Source organism: Sphingomonas trueperi (genome assembly GCF_040545665.1).
Taxonomy (GTDB): Bacteria; Pseudomonadota; Alphaproteobacteria; order Sphingomonadales; family Sphingomonadaceae; genus Sphingomonas; species Sphingomonas trueperi_B.
The window spans coordinates 1,353,667-1,368,494 of sequence record NZ_JBEPMH010000001.1 but is presented as its reverse complement, the minus strand read 5'-3'; the positions used below and the strand labels follow the sequence as shown (position 1 = coordinate 1,368,494).

The window sequence follows — 14,828 nt, the reverse complement described above, 5'->3', positions numbered from 1 at the left end:
GTTGCGCCTGGGGGGACATTTCGACTCGAATGAAAGTCAGGTGCGTTTTGGCAGCTGCCGCACTGGCCTGCCCTGTCGCCGCGTTCGCACAGCAACAGCCTGACCCGGCCTCAGGCATCCCCGGCGTGCCGCCCGCCGCGGGGGTGCTGGTCTATGGGCCGGAGTTCTTCGCGAATACCGCGTTGCCGACCGCGCTGGACATGGTGCAGCGCCTGCCGGGCTTCACGCTCGACGTCGGCAATGGCGATGCGCGCGGCATCGCCGGCAACACGGGCAACGTGCTGATCGACGGCAAGCCGCCCGCCTCCAAGACCGACGGCCTAGGCGAGATCCTCCGCCGGATCAGCGCGGGCAGCGTCGCGCGGATCGAGCTGATCCGCGGCGGCGCGCCGGGCATCGACATGCAGGGTCGCGCGGTGATCGCCAACGTCGTGCTAAAGCGCACCGCCTCGACCGAGAAACTGATCAACTTCCAGAGCTATATCTATCGCGACGGCTATGTCGGGCCGGACCTGACGCTGCAATATGCCCGGCGCGACGGCGATCGCCGCGACGAGGTGTCGTTGGAGGTGCTCAGCGATCGTACGAACTATACCAATCACGGCATCCGCACCCGCGAGGATGCGGCGGGGAATCTCCTGCAGCGCCACCGCCTCGATCAGTGGGACCGCGACCGCACCGCCACGCTGCGCGCCTCCCTGCAGCGCGCCGTCGGCGGTGGCCTGCTGACGGTCAACGCCCGCGCCGACTATTTCGACTATCCGACCAGCCTGACGGTGACGCTACTGGAAGGCAGGGGCAGCAGCGGCCAGGCGATCGACATTACCCATCAATGGAAAGGTGAGCTGGGGGCCAACTGGACCAAATCGCTGGGCGAAAAGAGCGAGGTGGAGCTGATCGCCCTGCAGCGGCTTGGCCACACCGGCTATGATTCCACCACCAACGCAGGCGGCTTCGTTTCCACCTTCGGGCAGCAGTCGCGCAACGGCGAGTCGGTCTTCCGCCCGATCCTGCGCTACAAGCCCAGCAAGGCGCTGTCGCTGGAGGGCGGCGGCGAGATCGCCTACAACTTCCTCGACAACCGCACTGCCTATGCCGAACAGGGCGTGCCCGTGGCGCTGCCGGACGAGAAGGTATTCGTCAGCGAAGTGCGCGGCGAGCTGTTCGGGCTGGCGCGCTGGCAGCCTTCGAGCCGCGTCACCCTGGAGGCGGGCATGCGCACCGAAGTGTCCCGCATCGCCTCCGACGGCGATACCGACCGTGCGCGCTCCTTTTTCTACCCCAAGCCACGGCTGCAGCTGACCCTGCGGCCGAACGCGCGCGACCAGGTGCGGCTGCGGGCGGAGCAGAGCGTCAGCCAGCTCGACTTCAACAATTTCGTCGCCGCGACCGAGATCAACCTGGGCACGGTCCGCGCCGGCAATGGCGACCTGGTGCCCGAACAGACGCTGACGCTGGAGGCGGTCTACGAGCACCGCTTCTGGGGGAAGGGCGCGCTGGAGCTGAGCGCCAAGCACGAGGCCACGCGCCACGTCATCGACTATATCCCGCTGGAAGGCGGGTATGATGCGATCGGCAATATCGGCAACGGCACGCGCGACACGGTGGGCAGCACGCTGACGCTCCCGTTCGACAAGCTGGGCATCAAGAATGCGCGGCTGCGCGGCAGCGCATCGGTAGTGCGCAGCCACGTCACCGATCCACTGACCGGCGAGCGGCGGCGCTATACCAACGAACAGCCGTTCACCTGCAGCGGCAGCTTCAGCCAGGATCTGTTCGGCGGCCGCTTCACCTATGGCGTCTATGCGAGCTGCGGCCAGCCCGACACGCGGCTCTACCGGATCGCCGAATTCCGGACGACGCAGGTCGAACCGGCGCTGGAGGTCTACACCATCTGGAAGCCGAGCAAGCGGCTGGCGATCCGGGTGGACGCCGGCAACCTGCTGAACGCCGCGCGGACCTATGACCGCAATCTCTATACCGGCGAACGCAATGTCGCACCGCTGCTGTACCGTGAGCGCGCCACGCAGCGCCGCGGCCAGTATCTGTACGTGCAGTTCCGGCGGACGCTGTAAGGGCCTGCGACCACGCCATTCCGGCACGCGCCGGAATGGCCATCGATAAGCTCAGTCGAGGTTCGGCCGCAGATAGCGCGTCGCCAGCTCCTCGCTGATCCCGCGGCGGGCAGCATAATCCTTGAGCTGGTCCGGCCCGACGCGGGCGACACCGAAATATTCGGCCTGGGGGTGGCCGAAATAGAAGCCGGAGACCGCCGCGGTCGGCAGCATCGCGAAGCTTTCGGTGAGGCTGATGCCGGTGCGCTTGTGCGCATCGAGCAGGTCGAACAGGATCGGCTTGAGGCTGTGCTCGGGGCAGGCCGGATAGCCCGGCGCCGGGCGGATGCCGCGATACTGCTCGCGGACCAGCGCGTCATTGTCGAGCTGCTCGCCCTCGGCATAGCCCCACAGCGCGGTGCGGACGAACTTGTGCAGCCGCTCGGCGAACGCCTCGGCGAGACGGTCTGCCAGCGCCTTCAGGAGGATGTCCGAATAATCGTCGATCGCCGCCTTGAAGCGGGCGAGGTGCGGCTCGATGCCGTGGATCGAGACCGCGAAGCCGCCGATCCAGTCGCCATCATGATCGATGAAGTCGGCCAGGCACATATTGGCGCGGCCCTCGCGCTTGGCGATCTGCTGACGCAGGAACGGCAGGCGGACGTGGCTCTCGTTTTCGAGATGCACGATCACGTCGTCGCCCTCGCGGCGGCACGGCCACAGCCCGGCGACACCGCGCGCCGTGAGCCAGCGCTCGGCGATGATCTTGTCGAGCATCTTCTGGGCGTCGGCGAACAGCGAAGTCGCGCTTTCGCCGACCACCTCGTCGGTCAGGATCGCCGGGTAGTTGCCCGCCAGCTCCCAGGCACGGAAGAAGGGCGTCCAGTCGATATAGTCGCGCAGGTCCTTGAGGTCCCAGTCGTCGAACGTGTGGACACCCGGCATGCGCGGCTTGCCCGGCTTGAGCGACATGTCCGCCTCGAAGGCGTTGGCGCGGGCGTCTTCCAGCGGCAGCAACTCGCTCTGCCCCTTGCCGGCGCGGGTGACGCGGACATGCTCGTACTCGTCGGCGATCTTGGTCACGTACGGATCGCGCTGGGTATCGGAAACCAGCGCGGTCGCCACGCCCACGGCGCGGCTGGCGTCGAGCACATGGACCACCGGGCCGGTATAGGCCGGGTCGATGCGCAGCGCGGTGTGGACGCGGCTGGTGGTCGCGCCGCCGATCAGCAGCGGCATCGTCATCTGCGCGCGCTGCATCTCCTCGGCGACGGTCACCATCTCGTCGAGGCTCGGCGTGATCAGGCCGGACAGGCCGATCATGTCCGCATCATGCTCGACCGCCGCCTGGAGGATGTTCGACCAGGGCACCATCACGCCCAGGTCGACCACGTCGAAGCCGTTGCACTGGAGCACGACGCCGACGATGTTCTTGCCGATGTCGTGCACGTCGCCCTTCACGGTCGCGAGCACGATCTTGCCCTTGCCCTTGGCCCCTTCTTCCTTCTCCGCCTCGATATAGGGGAGAAGGTGGGCGACGGCCTTCTTCATGACGCGGGCGGACTTGACCACCTGCGGCAGGAACATCTTGCCCGAGCCGAACAGGTCGCCGACGACGTTCATGCCGTCCATCAGCGGACCCTCGATCACCTCGATCGGGCGCGCGAAGATCTGGCGGCATTCCTCGGTATCCTCGACGACATGCGCGTCGATGCCCTTGACCAGCGCATGCTCGAGCCGCTTGGCGACCGGCCAGCTGCGCCATTCGGCCGCCTGCTTTTCCGCCACCGCATCGGTGCCGCGATACTTCTCGGCGAGCGCCACCAGCCGGTCGCCCGCCTCGGGATCGCGGTTGAGCACCACGTCCTCGCACGCCTGGCGCAGCTCGGGGTCGATCGCGTCATAGACGTCGAGCTGGCCGGCGTTGACGATCGCCATGTCCATCCCCGCGGGGATCGCGTAATAGAGGAACACCGAGTGCATCGCCCGGCGCACCGGCTCGTTGCCGCGGAAGCTGAACGACAGGTTCGACAGGCCGCCCGAGATATGGACGTGCGGGCAACGCTTCTTGATCTCGCGGCACGCCTCGATGAAGTCGACGCCGTAATTGTTATGCTCCTCGATGCCCGTCGCCACCGCGAACACGTTGGGATCGAAGATGATGTCCTCGGGCGGGAAGCCGATCCCGGTGAGCAGCTTGTAGGCGCGCTCGCAGATCTCGACCTTGCGCGCTTGCGTATCCGCCTGGCCGACCTCGTCGAACGCCATGACGACGACGGCCGCACCATAGGCCATGCACTTGCGCGCATGGTATAGGAAAGCTTCCTCGCCTTCCTTCATGCTGATCGAGTTGACGATCGGCTTGCCCGAAACGCACTTCAGGCCCGCCTCGATCACGTCCCATTTCGAGCTGTCGATCATCACCGGCACGCGGGCGATGTCCGGCTCGGCGGCGATCAGCTTGAGGAAGGTGGTCATCGCCTCGAGCGCGTCGAGCAGGCCCTCGTCCATGTTGACGTCGATCACCTGCGCGCCGTTCTCGACCTGCTGGCGCGCGACTTCGACCGCGGCGGGATAGTCGCCGGCCATCACCAGCTTCTTGAAGCGGGCCGATCCGGTGACGTTGGTGCGCTCGCCGATATTGACGAAGTTGGTGGAGGAAGGCGTGGTCATCGGGTTTCTTCTTCTTCGATCCTCCCCCGGAGGGGGAGGGGGACCATGCGAAGCATGGTGGAGGGGTATCGCGCTATCGAGAGGGGGACACCCCTCCGTCAGGCCTTCGGCCTGCCACCTCCCCTTGCAGGGGAGGATCTAAACTTACGCCGCCATGGTGAACGGTTCGAGGCCGGCGAGCCGCGTCCGCACTTCCGGCGTCGGGATGGCACGCGGGGTGAGCCCCTGCACCGCCTTGGCGATCGCGCCGATATGCGCGGGGGTCGAGCCGCAGCAGCCGCCGAGGATGTTCACCTGGCCCGCATCGGCCCATTCCTTGACGAGGCCGGCGGTGGTCGCCGGCATCTCGTCATAGGCGCCGAGTTCGTTGGGCAGGCCCGCGTTCGGGTAGACCATGATCAGCGTGTCGCAGAGCGCCGACAGCGTCTTCACATGCGGGCGGAGCTGCTCGGCCCCGAACGAGCAGTTGAGCCCGATCGTCACCGGCCGCGCATGGCGCACCGCCGCCCAGAATGCCTCGACCGTGTGGCCGGAGAGATTGCGGCCCGACAGGTCGGTCAGCGTCATCGACAGCATGATCGGGAGGTCGCGGCCCAGCGCCTCGCCCGCCTCGATCGCCGCCATGATGCCGGCCTTGGCGTTGAGCGTGTCGAACACCGTCTCGATCAGCACGAAGTCGATGCCGCCCTCGACCAGCGCGTCGATTTGCTCGCGGTACACGTCCTTGAGGTAATCGAAGTCGATCTCGCGATAGCCGGGATCGTTGACGTCCGGGCTCAGCGACAGCGTCTTGTTGGTCGGGCCGAGGGCACCGGCGACGAAGCGCGGGCGGCCGTCCTTGGCCTCGTACTCGTCGGCGATGCTGCGCGCGAGCTTGGCGCTCTCGATGTTGATCTCGCGCACCAGATGCTCGGCGCCGTAATCGGCTTGGCTGATCCGGTTGGCGGAGAAGGTGTTGGTCTCGGCGATGTCCGCCCCCGCCTCGAAATAGGCGCGGTGGATCGAGCCGGGCACCTCGGGCTTGGTCAGCGCGAGAATGTCGTTGTTGCCCTTCTGGTCGTGGCTGAGGCCCAGAGTGCCGGCATAGGCGGCCTCGTCGAGCTTCCAGTTCTGGATCTCGGTGCCGAACGCGCCATCGGTGATCAGGATGCGCTTGGCGGCTTCGGCCAGCAGTTTCTCGCGTGCAGTCATGGTTGTGTCCTCTAAAGCCCCTCCCCTTCAGGGGAGGGGTTGGGGTGGGTCAGGTCTCACCAAAACCAGCGTTCTGGCATCCCTCCACCCCCAACCCCTCCTCCCAGGAGGAGGGGCTTAGGTTGGGTTACGCCGCAGCCACCGCCGCCTGCTGCCGCGGGCGAAGCCCGAGCAGGTGGCAGATCGCGTAGCTCAGCTCGGCGCGGTTGAGCGTGTAGAAGTGGAACTGGCGCACCCCGCCTGCATAGAGCTTGCGGCACAGCTCGGCCGTCAGCGTCGCCGTCACCAGCTGTCGCGCCGAGGGATGCTCGTCGAGCCCCTCGAACAGCTTCTCCATCCAGGCCGGCACGCCGGTGCCGCACATCGCCGACATCTTCACCACGCTGGCATAGTTCATCACCGGCATGATGCCCGGCACGATCTCGGCATCGATCCCCGCGGCCGCCGCGCGATCACGGAAACGCAGGAAGGTCTCGGCCTCGAAGAAGAACTGGGTGATCGCGCGGTTGGCGCCCGCATCGATCTTGCGCTTGAGATTGTCGAGATCGGCCTCGGGGCTCGGCGAGTCCGGGTGGCATTCGGGATAGGCGCTTACCGAAATCTCGAACGGGTGGAGCCGGCGCAGGCCCGCGACCAGATCCGCCGCATTCTCATAGCCACCGGGATGGGTGCGATATTTCTCGCCGGCGCGGGGCGGATCGCCGCGCAGGGCGACGATATGCCGCACGCCTGCCGCCCAATATTCCTCGGCGATCTGGTCGATCTCCTCGCGCGTCGCCTCGACGCAGGTGAGGTGCGCGGCGGCGGCCAGCGGCGTCTCGCGCGCGATCTTCGAGACCGTCGCATGGGTGCGCTCGCGGGTGGTGCCGCCGGCGCCATAGGTGACGCTCACGAACCGCGGCCCGAGCGGCGACAGTGTCTCGATCGAGGCCCAGAGCGTCTCTTCCATCTTCTCGGTCTTGGGCGGGAAGAATTCGAAGCTCACCGCCACATCGCCCGCCACGTCGGCGAACAGGGGCGGTGCCATGGGGTCTACGATACTCATGCCGCCTTCACCTTTTCCACGCTCTCCCCGGTCTTGCGACCGAGCCATAATTTCACCGTCAGCGCACCGCCTTCCAGCGTCTGCACCTGCACCGGGGCCAGCCCGGCGCGATCGAACCAGCCGAGCATCTGCTCGTCCGAGAAACCCAGTCGTGCATGCGCATCGCGGGTGCGCAGTTCCTCGCGCTCGTGCGGCGCAAAATCGACGATCAGCAGCCGCCCGCCGGGGCCGAGCACGCGTGCCGCCTCGCCGATCGCTGCCGCCGGTTGCTGCGCGAAATGGAGCACATGATGCAATATAGCAGTATCCGCAGCCCCGTCCTGCAGCGGCAGCGCATAGAGATCGGCCTGGCGCAGCTCGGCATGGCCGAGATCGGCGAGCTTGGCGCGCGCCAGCCGCAGCATTTCGGACGAGCGATCGATCCCCACCGCCTGCGCGGCGCGCGGCCCGAACAGCTCGAGCATCCGCCCCGTGCCGGTGCCGATATCGACCAGCGTGCCGAGCGAGCCCTCGCCGAGCGCGGCGCCCATCGCGGCTTCGACTTCGCTCTCCGCGACATGGAGCGAGCGGATCGCGTCCCACTGGCCGGCATTGGCCTCGAACCAGCTTTCCGCCGCACTCGCCCGGTCGGCCCGGACCGCCGAGAGCCGCGCCTGGTCGGCCACCACCCAGGGGTCGCCCGCCAGTTCCCAGGCGTCGAGCGCAGCGAGCACCGGTGCGGTCACCGCCTGCCGGCCGAGCGCCACGAATACCCAGCTGCCTTCCTTGCGCCGCTCGGCAATCCCGGCGTCGCACAGGATCTTCACATGGCGCGAGACGCGCGGCTGGCTCTGCCCCAGCACCTGCGCCAGCTCGCCGACGCTCAGCTCCATCGCCCGCAACAGCGCAACGATGCGCAGCCGGGTCGAATCCGCGAGCGCGCGGAAGATGGCGAGGGGTTCTGTCATGGGCGGGATAGAGATATAAAGATATCTTTATATCAGGTCAACGCATCGCTGCGCGGTTGCGTGCGTTTGCGGCTCTGGCTAGCCCGGCCCCGAACCCCGTGAAGGAACCCAGTCCCATGCGCAAGCTTCTCCTCCTCCCCCTCGCCGCGCTGGCGCTCACCGGCCTGTCGGCTTGCAGCAACCAAGCGAAGAACGAAGCCGCCGAAGCCAATGAGGCGATGGCCGGCGACAGCAACACGATGGGCGAGGCGGTCGCCGACGTGAACGCCGCCGAGGACGCCGCCTTCGCCAATGCCGAGAGCGCCTATTCGAACACGTCGGGCCCGGCGGGCAACGAGATCACCGACTGACGCGTTCCACGCCCTCCCCTTTCCATCGGAGACCCCGCATGCCGCATCTTCGCCATCTCGGTGCCTCGGGCCTGGAAATCTCGCCGCTCGTGCTCGGCGGCAACGTGTTCGGCTGGACCGCCGACAAGGCCGCCAGCTTCCGCATCCTCGATCGCTTCGCCGAGCGCGGCGGGGTGATGATCGATACCGCCGACGTCTATTCGGCCTGGGTCTCCGGCCACAAAGGCGGCGAATCCGAGAGCGTGATCGGCGAATGGCTGCGCACCTCCGGCAAGCGCGACCAGGTGCTGATCGCCACCAAGGTGGGCATGCTGCCGGGCGAAGGCGGCGAGAAGCTGGCGCCGGCGCGGATCGCCGCTGCGGCAGACGCATCGCTCCAGCGGCTCGGCATCGAGACGATCGACCTGTATTTCGCGCACCAGGACGACGAGAGCGTGCCGCAGGAAGACTATCTCGCCGCGTTCGGCAAGCTGATCGACGCGGGCAAGGTCCGCGCGCTGGGTGCATCCAACTTCCACGCGATGCGGCTCAAGTCGGCGCTCGACCTCGCGGCGAAGGAAGGCCTGCCGCACTTCCGGGTGCTGGAGCCCGAATACAACCTCGTCAGCCGCCGCAAGTTCGAAGGCGAGCTGCAGGATCTGTGCATCACCCACAATCTCGGCGTGATCCCCTATTACGGCCTCGCGTCGGGCTTCCTCACCGGCAAGTATCGCAGCGAAGCCGATTTCTCGAAGAGCGTGCGCGGCGGCGGCATGGCCAAGCTGCTCGCCGGCAAGGGCGGCGCGGTGCTGGCGGTGATGGACGAGGTGGCGGCCGAGACCGGGGCCAGCCTCGCCCAGATCGCGCTTGCGTGGCTGGCGGCACAGGACGGCGTCACCGCGCCGATCGCCAGCGCGACGAGCATCGAACAGCTCGACGAGCTGATCGGCGCCTGGGACGTGGAACTCAGCCGCGACCAACTCGACCGCCTGACCGCCGCCGGGGCCTGATGACCGCAGCCGACCTGATCGACCGCATCGTCGCCCAGCTCGTCCGCCGCCATGGCGGCACCGTCCGGCGCTGGAAGACCGTGCTGGGCAAGGTGCGCGTCTACGACGCCGAGACGCACCCGCATTGCAACTGGTCGCTGGCGCCCAGCGGCGCGGCGGGCGACGTCGCGGCGGTGGAAAAGCTGCTCGACGAGCTGCGGATCACCTATCCGATCGTGACGGGCTGAACCCCTTCGACCGTCATCCCGGCGAAAGCCGGGATCCATTGAGGTCTACATCTCGCTTCTAGCTGATACGTAGAGGCGACTGGATCCCGGCTTTCGCCGGGATGACGGAAAGAAAAGGGGCGGAGCACCGTGGTGCCCCGCCCCCTTTTTCCTCTCCCGGCAGCTCTTAGAGGCCGACCTTCAGCGTCAGGAAGAACTGCTGCGGTGCGCCGACCATCAGCGTCTGGTTGTCGCCGCTGTTGCCGAAGCCATTGGTACCGATCGTCGACACATAGCTCTTGTCGAACAGGTTGGTCACGTTGCCCTGCAGCTCCAGCTTCCGCCCGCCCAGGTCGAACTTGTAGCCGAGGGTCGCATCCACCACCACGCGGCCGTCCACGAACTGGTCGTTGGTGTAGGTGAAGTAGCGCTTGCTCATGTAGTTGGCGCCGACGCGCGCATTGAAGCCCTGCCCGGACCAGGTGACTTCGCCCTTCAGCATGTGCTTGGGCGAATCCACCACCGTCTTGCCCTTGGTGGGGATGACGCCGCTCGCCGTTACGACGTCGTCGCGATAGGTCGAGTCGTTGTAGCTGTACGAGGCGAACAGCCCGAAGCCCATCGGCAGGCGAACGTCGCCGGTCGCCTCGACGCCCACCGAGCGCGCGTCGCCGACATTCTGCAGGATCGCCGGGTTACCGACGATGCCGGCGCTGGTCGTCACCGCCAGCAGGCGGTTGCGGAAGTTGACGTAATAGCCGGCGAGCGAGCCGGTGAAGATGCCGCTGCGATAGCGGCCGCCCACTTCATAGGTGTCCGACGCTTCGGGCTTGAGCTTGGTCGCGCCGCTGTTGAGCGCGTCGAAGCCCGCCTGGGTCGTCGCGAACGGACCGCTGGTGGCCGCCGACACGAAGGCGCGGGTCACCTGGGTGAAGCCGGCGAACAGCTCGGCATTGTCGGTCACCCGGTAGTTGAGGCCGGCATGCGGCTGGAACCAGTCGGTTACCTTGATCCGGCCGCCGGCGAGCCCGCCCGCGACGATCGGCGTCGCATGGTTGGTGACGGCGAAGCCCTTCCAGCCCAGGTTCGCGGTCAGCGCGCCGAGCTCGATCTTGTCCTGCACGTAATACTGGACGGTGTCGGTCTTGTATTTCCAGTACCACTGGGTGGCGAACGGGTTGCTCTGGAACGAGAGGCTGTCGCGGCCCGGATTGGTCCGGCTGTCCAGCGCATAGAAGCGGCGCGCCTGACGGAAATCGTTGCGCTCGTACCAGCCCCCGACGGTAACGTCGTTGAAGCCGAGCTTGGTGCCGATATTGCCGAACACGCCGCCGCGGCGGACGTCATATTCGGTGGTGCGCAGCGACATCGGCACGCCGTTGGGCGAGGCGACATAGGGCGTGTACCACAGGCCCTGGCCGTGGTTGTTGTGGAAATAGCCCTTGAGCACGCCGTGGACCGTCGCGCTGCCGGTCGTCTCCAGGCCCGCCGAGGCGAGATAGTCGCGGCGCAGGCCCGCGGCGTTGTAATAGGCATCGTCCGGGTTGAGGAACGGCGCCGGATAGACCTTGCCGGCCCCCGGATTGGTCGGCGTGACGCCGGTATAGCCGTTGTTGGCGCCGATGTCCGAGACGAGGATCGCCTTGGCATAGTCGTTCGAGATATTGTCCCAGTTGGTGCCGAGACGCTTGATCATATCGAGCGACATGTCCTGATAGTCGTTCTCGCGACGATCGGAGAAATCGAAGGTGCCGACCGCGCGCAGCTCCGGCGTGATCGGGGTGACGATCTTGCCGTTGACCTGGTTGATGCGCTGCGCCCCCCAGCCCTTCCACTTGTCGGTGTCCGAGTGGAGGTAGGAGAGATAGGCACGGGTGCCGCCGGGGGTCAGCTCGCCGAAGTCGAGCCGGCCGAACACGCGCCAGAAATTGTCGCTGCCGCCGGTGGCGTTGACGTCGATGCCCAGCTTCTCCTTGGGATCGCTCGACAGGAATTCGAGCGTGCCGCCGAGATTGTTGGTCGCCTGGGTATCGATCGAGCCCGAACCCTGCGAGACGCGGGTCTCGGCGATGTTCTCGCTGATGATCGCGCGGCTGATGTGGAGGCCGTTGACGTTGCCGTAGCTCGCGTCGCCGAGCGGGATCCCGTCCAGCGTGAAGCCCAGCTGGTTCTGGTTGAAGCTGCGGATCGAGATGCGGCCGGCCCATTCATAGGCGCCGAACGGATCCGCGCCCTGGAAGTTGACGCCCGGCAGCTTCTCGATCGCCTTGAGCGGGCTGGTGCCCGGCGCGAGCAGCGCAATGTCGGCCTGGGTCAGCGTCTGGATCTGGCGGGTCTCGCCCTTGCCGATCACGACGATGTCGTCGGCGCCGCTCTGCGGCTGGGTGTCGTCGATCAGCGTGGCGCTGGGCGCAGACTGCGCGAAGGCCGCGCCGGCAGTGAAGAGCGACGTACCGGCGAGCAGGCCGGCAGCAAGCATACGGATGCGCATGCGCATGATCCCCTTGGGAAAGCACCAGGCCCCTCGCCCCGTGCTGCGCCGCCGCTAGCGGTGTCGCGTTGCAACATTCGACAGTTCGCGCTTCACTCTCGGGACTCCTGCGTGACCGCTCCGTGACAATTGGATTTACGCTTCGGAAAAGTCCCGATTTCCCGTTGTCGACCGCACCTGCACTACGATAGCCATGATGCACGTCTCCCCTCTTGTGTTGCCCATTTGCAACACTATCTGCTGGTCAACGTCGAACAGGGATCAGGCATGAACCTCGAAAAATTCACCGACCGCGCCAAGGGCTTTCTGCAATCGGCGCAGACCGTGGCGATCCGCATGAACCATCAGCGGATCAGCCCGGAGCATCTTCTGAAGGCACTGCTCGAGGATGAGCAGGGCATGGCCAGCGGCCTGATCCAGGCGGCGGGCGGCGACGCCAAGCGCGCGCTGGGCGAGACCGACCTTGCGCTGTCCAAGATCCCGGCCGTCAGCGGCTCGGGCGCGCAGTCGACGCCCGGCCTCGACAACGATCTGGTTCGCGTGCTCGACCAGGCCGAGACGATCGCGCAGAAGTCGGGCGACAGCTATGTCACGGTCGAGCGGCTGCTCGTCGCGCTGGCGCTGAGCCTCAATACTGCCGCCGGCAAGGCGCTGCAGGCGGCGAACGCGAAGCCCGAGGCGCTCAACACCGCGATCAATTCGATGCGCGGCGGTCGAACCGCCGACACCTCTTCGGCCGAGGACCGCTACGACGCGCTCAAGAAGTTCGCCCGCGACCTGACCGAGGCGGCGCGTGCCGGCAAGCTGGACCCCGTGATCGGCCGCGACGAGGAAATCCGTCGCACCATCCAGATCCTCGCCCGCCGCACCAAGAACAATCCGGTGCTGATCGGCGAGCCCGGCGTCGGCAAGACTGCGATCGCCGAGGGCCTCGCGCTGCGCATCGCCAATGGCGACGTGCCCGATACCCTCAAGGACCGCACGCTGATGGCGCTCGACATGGGCAGCCTGATCGCGGGCGCCAAGTATCGCGGCGAGTTCGAGGAGCGCCTTAAGGGCGTGCTCGACGAGGTGAAGGGCGCGGAAGGCCAGATCGTGCTGTTCATCGACGAGATGCACACGCTTATCGGTGCAGGGAAAGCCGAGGGCGCGATGGACGCGGGCAACCTGCTCAAGCCCGCGCTCGCCCGCGGCGAGCTGCACTGCATCGGCGCGACCACGCTCGACGAATATCAGAAGCATGTCGAGAAGGACCCCGCGCTCCAGCGGCGGTTCCAGCCGGTGTTCGTCGGCGAGCCGACGGTCGAGGACACGATCTCGATCCTGCGCGGGCTCAAGGAAAAGTACGAGCTGCACCATGGCGTGCGGATCACCGACGCGGCGATCGTCGCGGCGGCGACGCTCTCCAACCGCTACATCGCCGACCGCTTCCTGCCCGACAAGGCGATCGACCTGATGGACGAGGCCGCCAGCCGCATCCGCATGGAGGTGGAGAGCAAGCCCGAGGAGATCGAGAGCCTCGACCGGCGGATCATCCAGCTCAAGATTGAGCGCGAGGCGCTGAAGCGCGAGACTGACGAGGCCTCGCGCGACCGGCTGGCCACGCTCGAAGAGGATCTCGCCAATCTCGAGCAGCAATCGGCCGAGCTGACCACCCGCTGGCAGGCGGAGAAGGACAAGATCAACGCCGAGGCGACGATCAAAGCCCAGCTGGACCAGGCGCGGATCGAACTCGACCAGGCGCAGCGCGCGGGCGACCTCGCACGTGCCGGCGAGCTGTCCTACGGCGTGATCCCGCAGCTCACCCGCCAGCTCGACGAGGCGCAGAACGTCACCAAGGGCGCGATGCTGCGCGAGGAAGTCACCGCCGACGACATCGCCGGCGTCGTCGCGCGCTGGACCGGCATCCCGATGGAGCGGATGCTGGAAGGCGAGCGCGAGAAGCTGCTGCAGATGGAGCAGCAGCTCGGCAAGCGCGTGATCGGCCAGGCCGATGCGGTGAAGGCGGTCTCGACCGCCGTGCGCCGCAGCCGTGCGGGGCTCCAGGATCCGAACCGGCCGCTGGGCTCGTTCCTGTTCCTCGGGCCGACGGGCGTCGGCAAGACCGAGCTCACCAAGGCGCTCGCCGAATTCCTGTTCGACGATCCCAACGCGATGGTGCGCATCGACATGAGCGAGTTCATGGAGAAGCACGCGGTCGCGCGGCTGATCGGCGCGCCTCCGGGCTATGTCGGCTATGAGGAAGGCGGCGTGCTCACCGAAGCGGTGCGGCGCCGACCCTATCAGGTGGTGCTGTTCGACGAGGTGGAGAAGGCGCACAACGACGTGTTCAACATCCTCCTCCAGGTACTCGACGACGGTCGCCTGACCGACGGCCAGGGCCGCACGGTGGACTTCTCGAACACGATCGTGATCCTGACCTCCAACCTGGGCAGCCAGTTCCTCACCAACCTGCCCGACGGCCATCCGGTGGAGGAGGTCGAGCCGCAGGTGATGGACGTGGTGCGGGCGCATTTCCGCCCGGAATTCCTCAACCGTCTGGACGAGATCATCCTGTTCCACCGGCTGGGCGCGGACCATATGGCGCCGATCGTCGACATTCAGGTCGGCCGGGTGGCCAAGCTGCTCAAGGACCGCAAGGTGGCGATCGACCTCACCCCGGCGGCCCGCGATTGGCTGGGCCGGGTGGGCTATGATCCGGTGTACGGCGCGCGGCCGCTGAAACGCGCGGTGCAGAAGTATCTGCAGGATCCGCTCGCGGACCTGATCCTGCGCGGCGCGGTGAAGGACGGGTCGACCGTGCATGTCGACGAAGGCGATGGCGCGCTGGCGCTGCGGGTAGCCTGACCCACGCACTCCGACAAAAAAAGGGCCGCTCCTAC

10 protein-coding genes are annotated in these 14,828 nt (G+C 66.9%); 5 read left to right on the top strand and 5 right to left on the bottom strand.

Annotation, left to right across the window (positions count from 1 at the left end; genetic code table 11):
• The first annotated feature begins 125 nt into the window (after window positions 1-125).
• Window positions 126-2,075, top strand: a complete 1,950-nt coding sequence (locus ABIC65_RS06450) for a TonB-dependent receptor plug domain-containing protein (protein WP_354307584.1) — start codon at window positions 126-128, stop codon at window positions 2,073-2,075.
• Window positions 2,076-2,126: 51 nt separating this feature from the next.
• On the opposite strand, the gene metH is transcribed toward ABIC65_RS06450, so the two are convergent.
• The 4 genes from metH to ABIC65_RS06430 form a co-directional block, all read right to left on the bottom strand.
• On the bottom strand, window positions 2,127-4,727 hold the full coding sequence (gene metH / locus ABIC65_RS06445) for a methionine synthase (RefSeq protein WP_354307582.1): 2,601 nt from the start codon (window positions 4,725-4,727) through the stop codon (window positions 2,127-2,129).
• Between the two features lie 144 nt (window positions 4,728-4,871).
• Window positions 4,872-5,918 (bottom strand): homocysteine S-methyltransferase family protein, encoded by a 1,047-nt coding sequence (locus tag ABIC65_RS06440; RefSeq protein ID WP_354307580.1) that lies wholly within the window; start codon window positions 5,916-5,918, stop codon window positions 4,872-4,874.
• A 127-nt stretch (window positions 5,919-6,045) separates the two neighbouring features.
• Window positions 6,046-6,945: a methylenetetrahydrofolate reductase gene (gene metF / locus ABIC65_RS06435; RefSeq protein ID WP_354307578.1), complete on the bottom strand. Its 900-nt coding sequence runs from the start codon at window positions 6,943-6,945 to the stop codon at window positions 6,046-6,048.
• A 14-nt stretch (window positions 6,946-6,959) separates the two neighbouring features.
• Complete coding sequence (locus ABIC65_RS06430; RefSeq protein WP_354307575.1) at window positions 6,960-7,910, bottom strand: ArsR/SmtB family transcription factor; 951 nt, start codon at window positions 7,908-7,910, stop codon at window positions 6,960-6,962.
• 116 nt (window positions 7,911-8,026) lie between these two features.
• On the opposite strand from ABIC65_RS06430, the gene ABIC65_RS06425 reads away from it, so the two are divergent.
• The 3 genes from ABIC65_RS06425 to ABIC65_RS06415 are packed head-to-tail and all read left to right on the top strand — an operon-like array spanning window position 8,027 to window position 9,476.
• Window positions 8,027-8,260 (top strand): hypothetical protein, encoded by a 234-nt coding sequence (locus ABIC65_RS06425; RefSeq protein WP_354307573.1) that lies wholly within the window; start codon window positions 8,027-8,029, stop codon window positions 8,258-8,260.
• Window positions 8,261-8,298: 38 nt separating this feature from the next.
• Window positions 8,299-9,249 (top strand): aldo/keto reductase, encoded by a 951-nt coding sequence (locus tag ABIC65_RS06420; RefSeq protein WP_354307571.1) that lies wholly within the window; start codon window positions 8,299-8,301, stop codon window positions 9,247-9,249.
• A complete protein-coding gene (locus ABIC65_RS06415) occupies window positions 9,249-9,476 on the top strand; it encodes a hypothetical protein (RefSeq protein WP_010543862.1) in 228 nt (75 codons plus the stop codon). The genes ABIC65_RS06420 and ABIC65_RS06415 overlap by 1 nt, the downstream gene beginning before the upstream one ends.
• A gap of 166 nt (window positions 9,477-9,642) precedes the next feature.
• On the opposite strand, the gene ABIC65_RS06410 is transcribed toward ABIC65_RS06415, so the two are convergent.
• The gene (locus tag ABIC65_RS06410; protein WP_436286704.1) at window positions 9,643-11,952 is read right to left on the bottom strand and encodes a TonB-dependent receptor domain-containing protein; all 2,310 of its coding nucleotides are present in this window, start codon (window positions 11,950-11,952) and stop codon (window positions 9,643-9,645) included.
• Between the two features lie 261 nt (window positions 11,953-12,213).
• On the opposite strand from ABIC65_RS06410, the gene clpB reads away from it, so the two are divergent.
• On the top strand, window positions 12,214-14,793 hold the full coding sequence (clpB, locus tag ABIC65_RS06405) for an ATP-dependent chaperone ClpB (RefSeq protein ID WP_354307568.1): 2,580 nt from the start codon (window positions 12,214-12,216) through the stop codon (window positions 14,791-14,793).
• Window positions 14,794-14,828 lie beyond the last annotated feature (35 nt).

Bases quoted from the DNA above. Each gene is read 5' to 3' on its own strand.
- metH (WP_354307582.1), bottom strand. From the start codon at position 4,727: ATGACCACGCCTTCCTCCACCAACTTCGTCAATATCGGCGAGCGCACC.
- ABIC65_RS06440 (WP_354307580.1), bottom strand. From the start codon at position 5,918: ATGACTGCACGCGAGAAACTGCTGGCCGAAGCCGCCAAGCGCATCCTG.
- metF (WP_354307578.1), bottom strand. From the start codon at position 6,945: ATGGCACCGCCCCTGTTCGCCGACGTGGCGGGCGATGTGGCGGTGAGC.
- ABIC65_RS06430 (WP_354307575.1), bottom strand. From the start codon at position 7,910: ATGACAGAACCCCTCGCCATCTTCCGCGCGCTCGCGGATTCGACCCGG.
- ABIC65_RS06425 (WP_354307573.1), top strand. From the start codon at position 8,027: ATGCGCAAGCTTCTCCTCCTCCCCCTCGCCGCGCTGGCGCTCACCGGC.
- ABIC65_RS06420 (WP_354307571.1), top strand. From the start codon at position 8,299: ATGCCGCATCTTCGCCATCTCGGTGCCTCGGGCCTGGAAATCTCGCCG.
- ABIC65_RS06415 (WP_010543862.1), top strand. From the start codon at position 9,249: ATGACCGCAGCCGACCTGATCGACCGCATCGTCGCCCAGCTCGTCCGC.
- ABIC65_RS06410 (WP_436286704.1), bottom strand. From the start codon at position 11,952: ATGCGCATGCGCATCCGTATGCTTGCTGCCGGCCTGCTCGCCGGTACG.
- clpB (WP_354307568.1), top strand. From the start codon at position 12,214: ATGAACCTCGAAAAATTCACCGACCGCGCCAAGGGCTTTCTGCAATCG.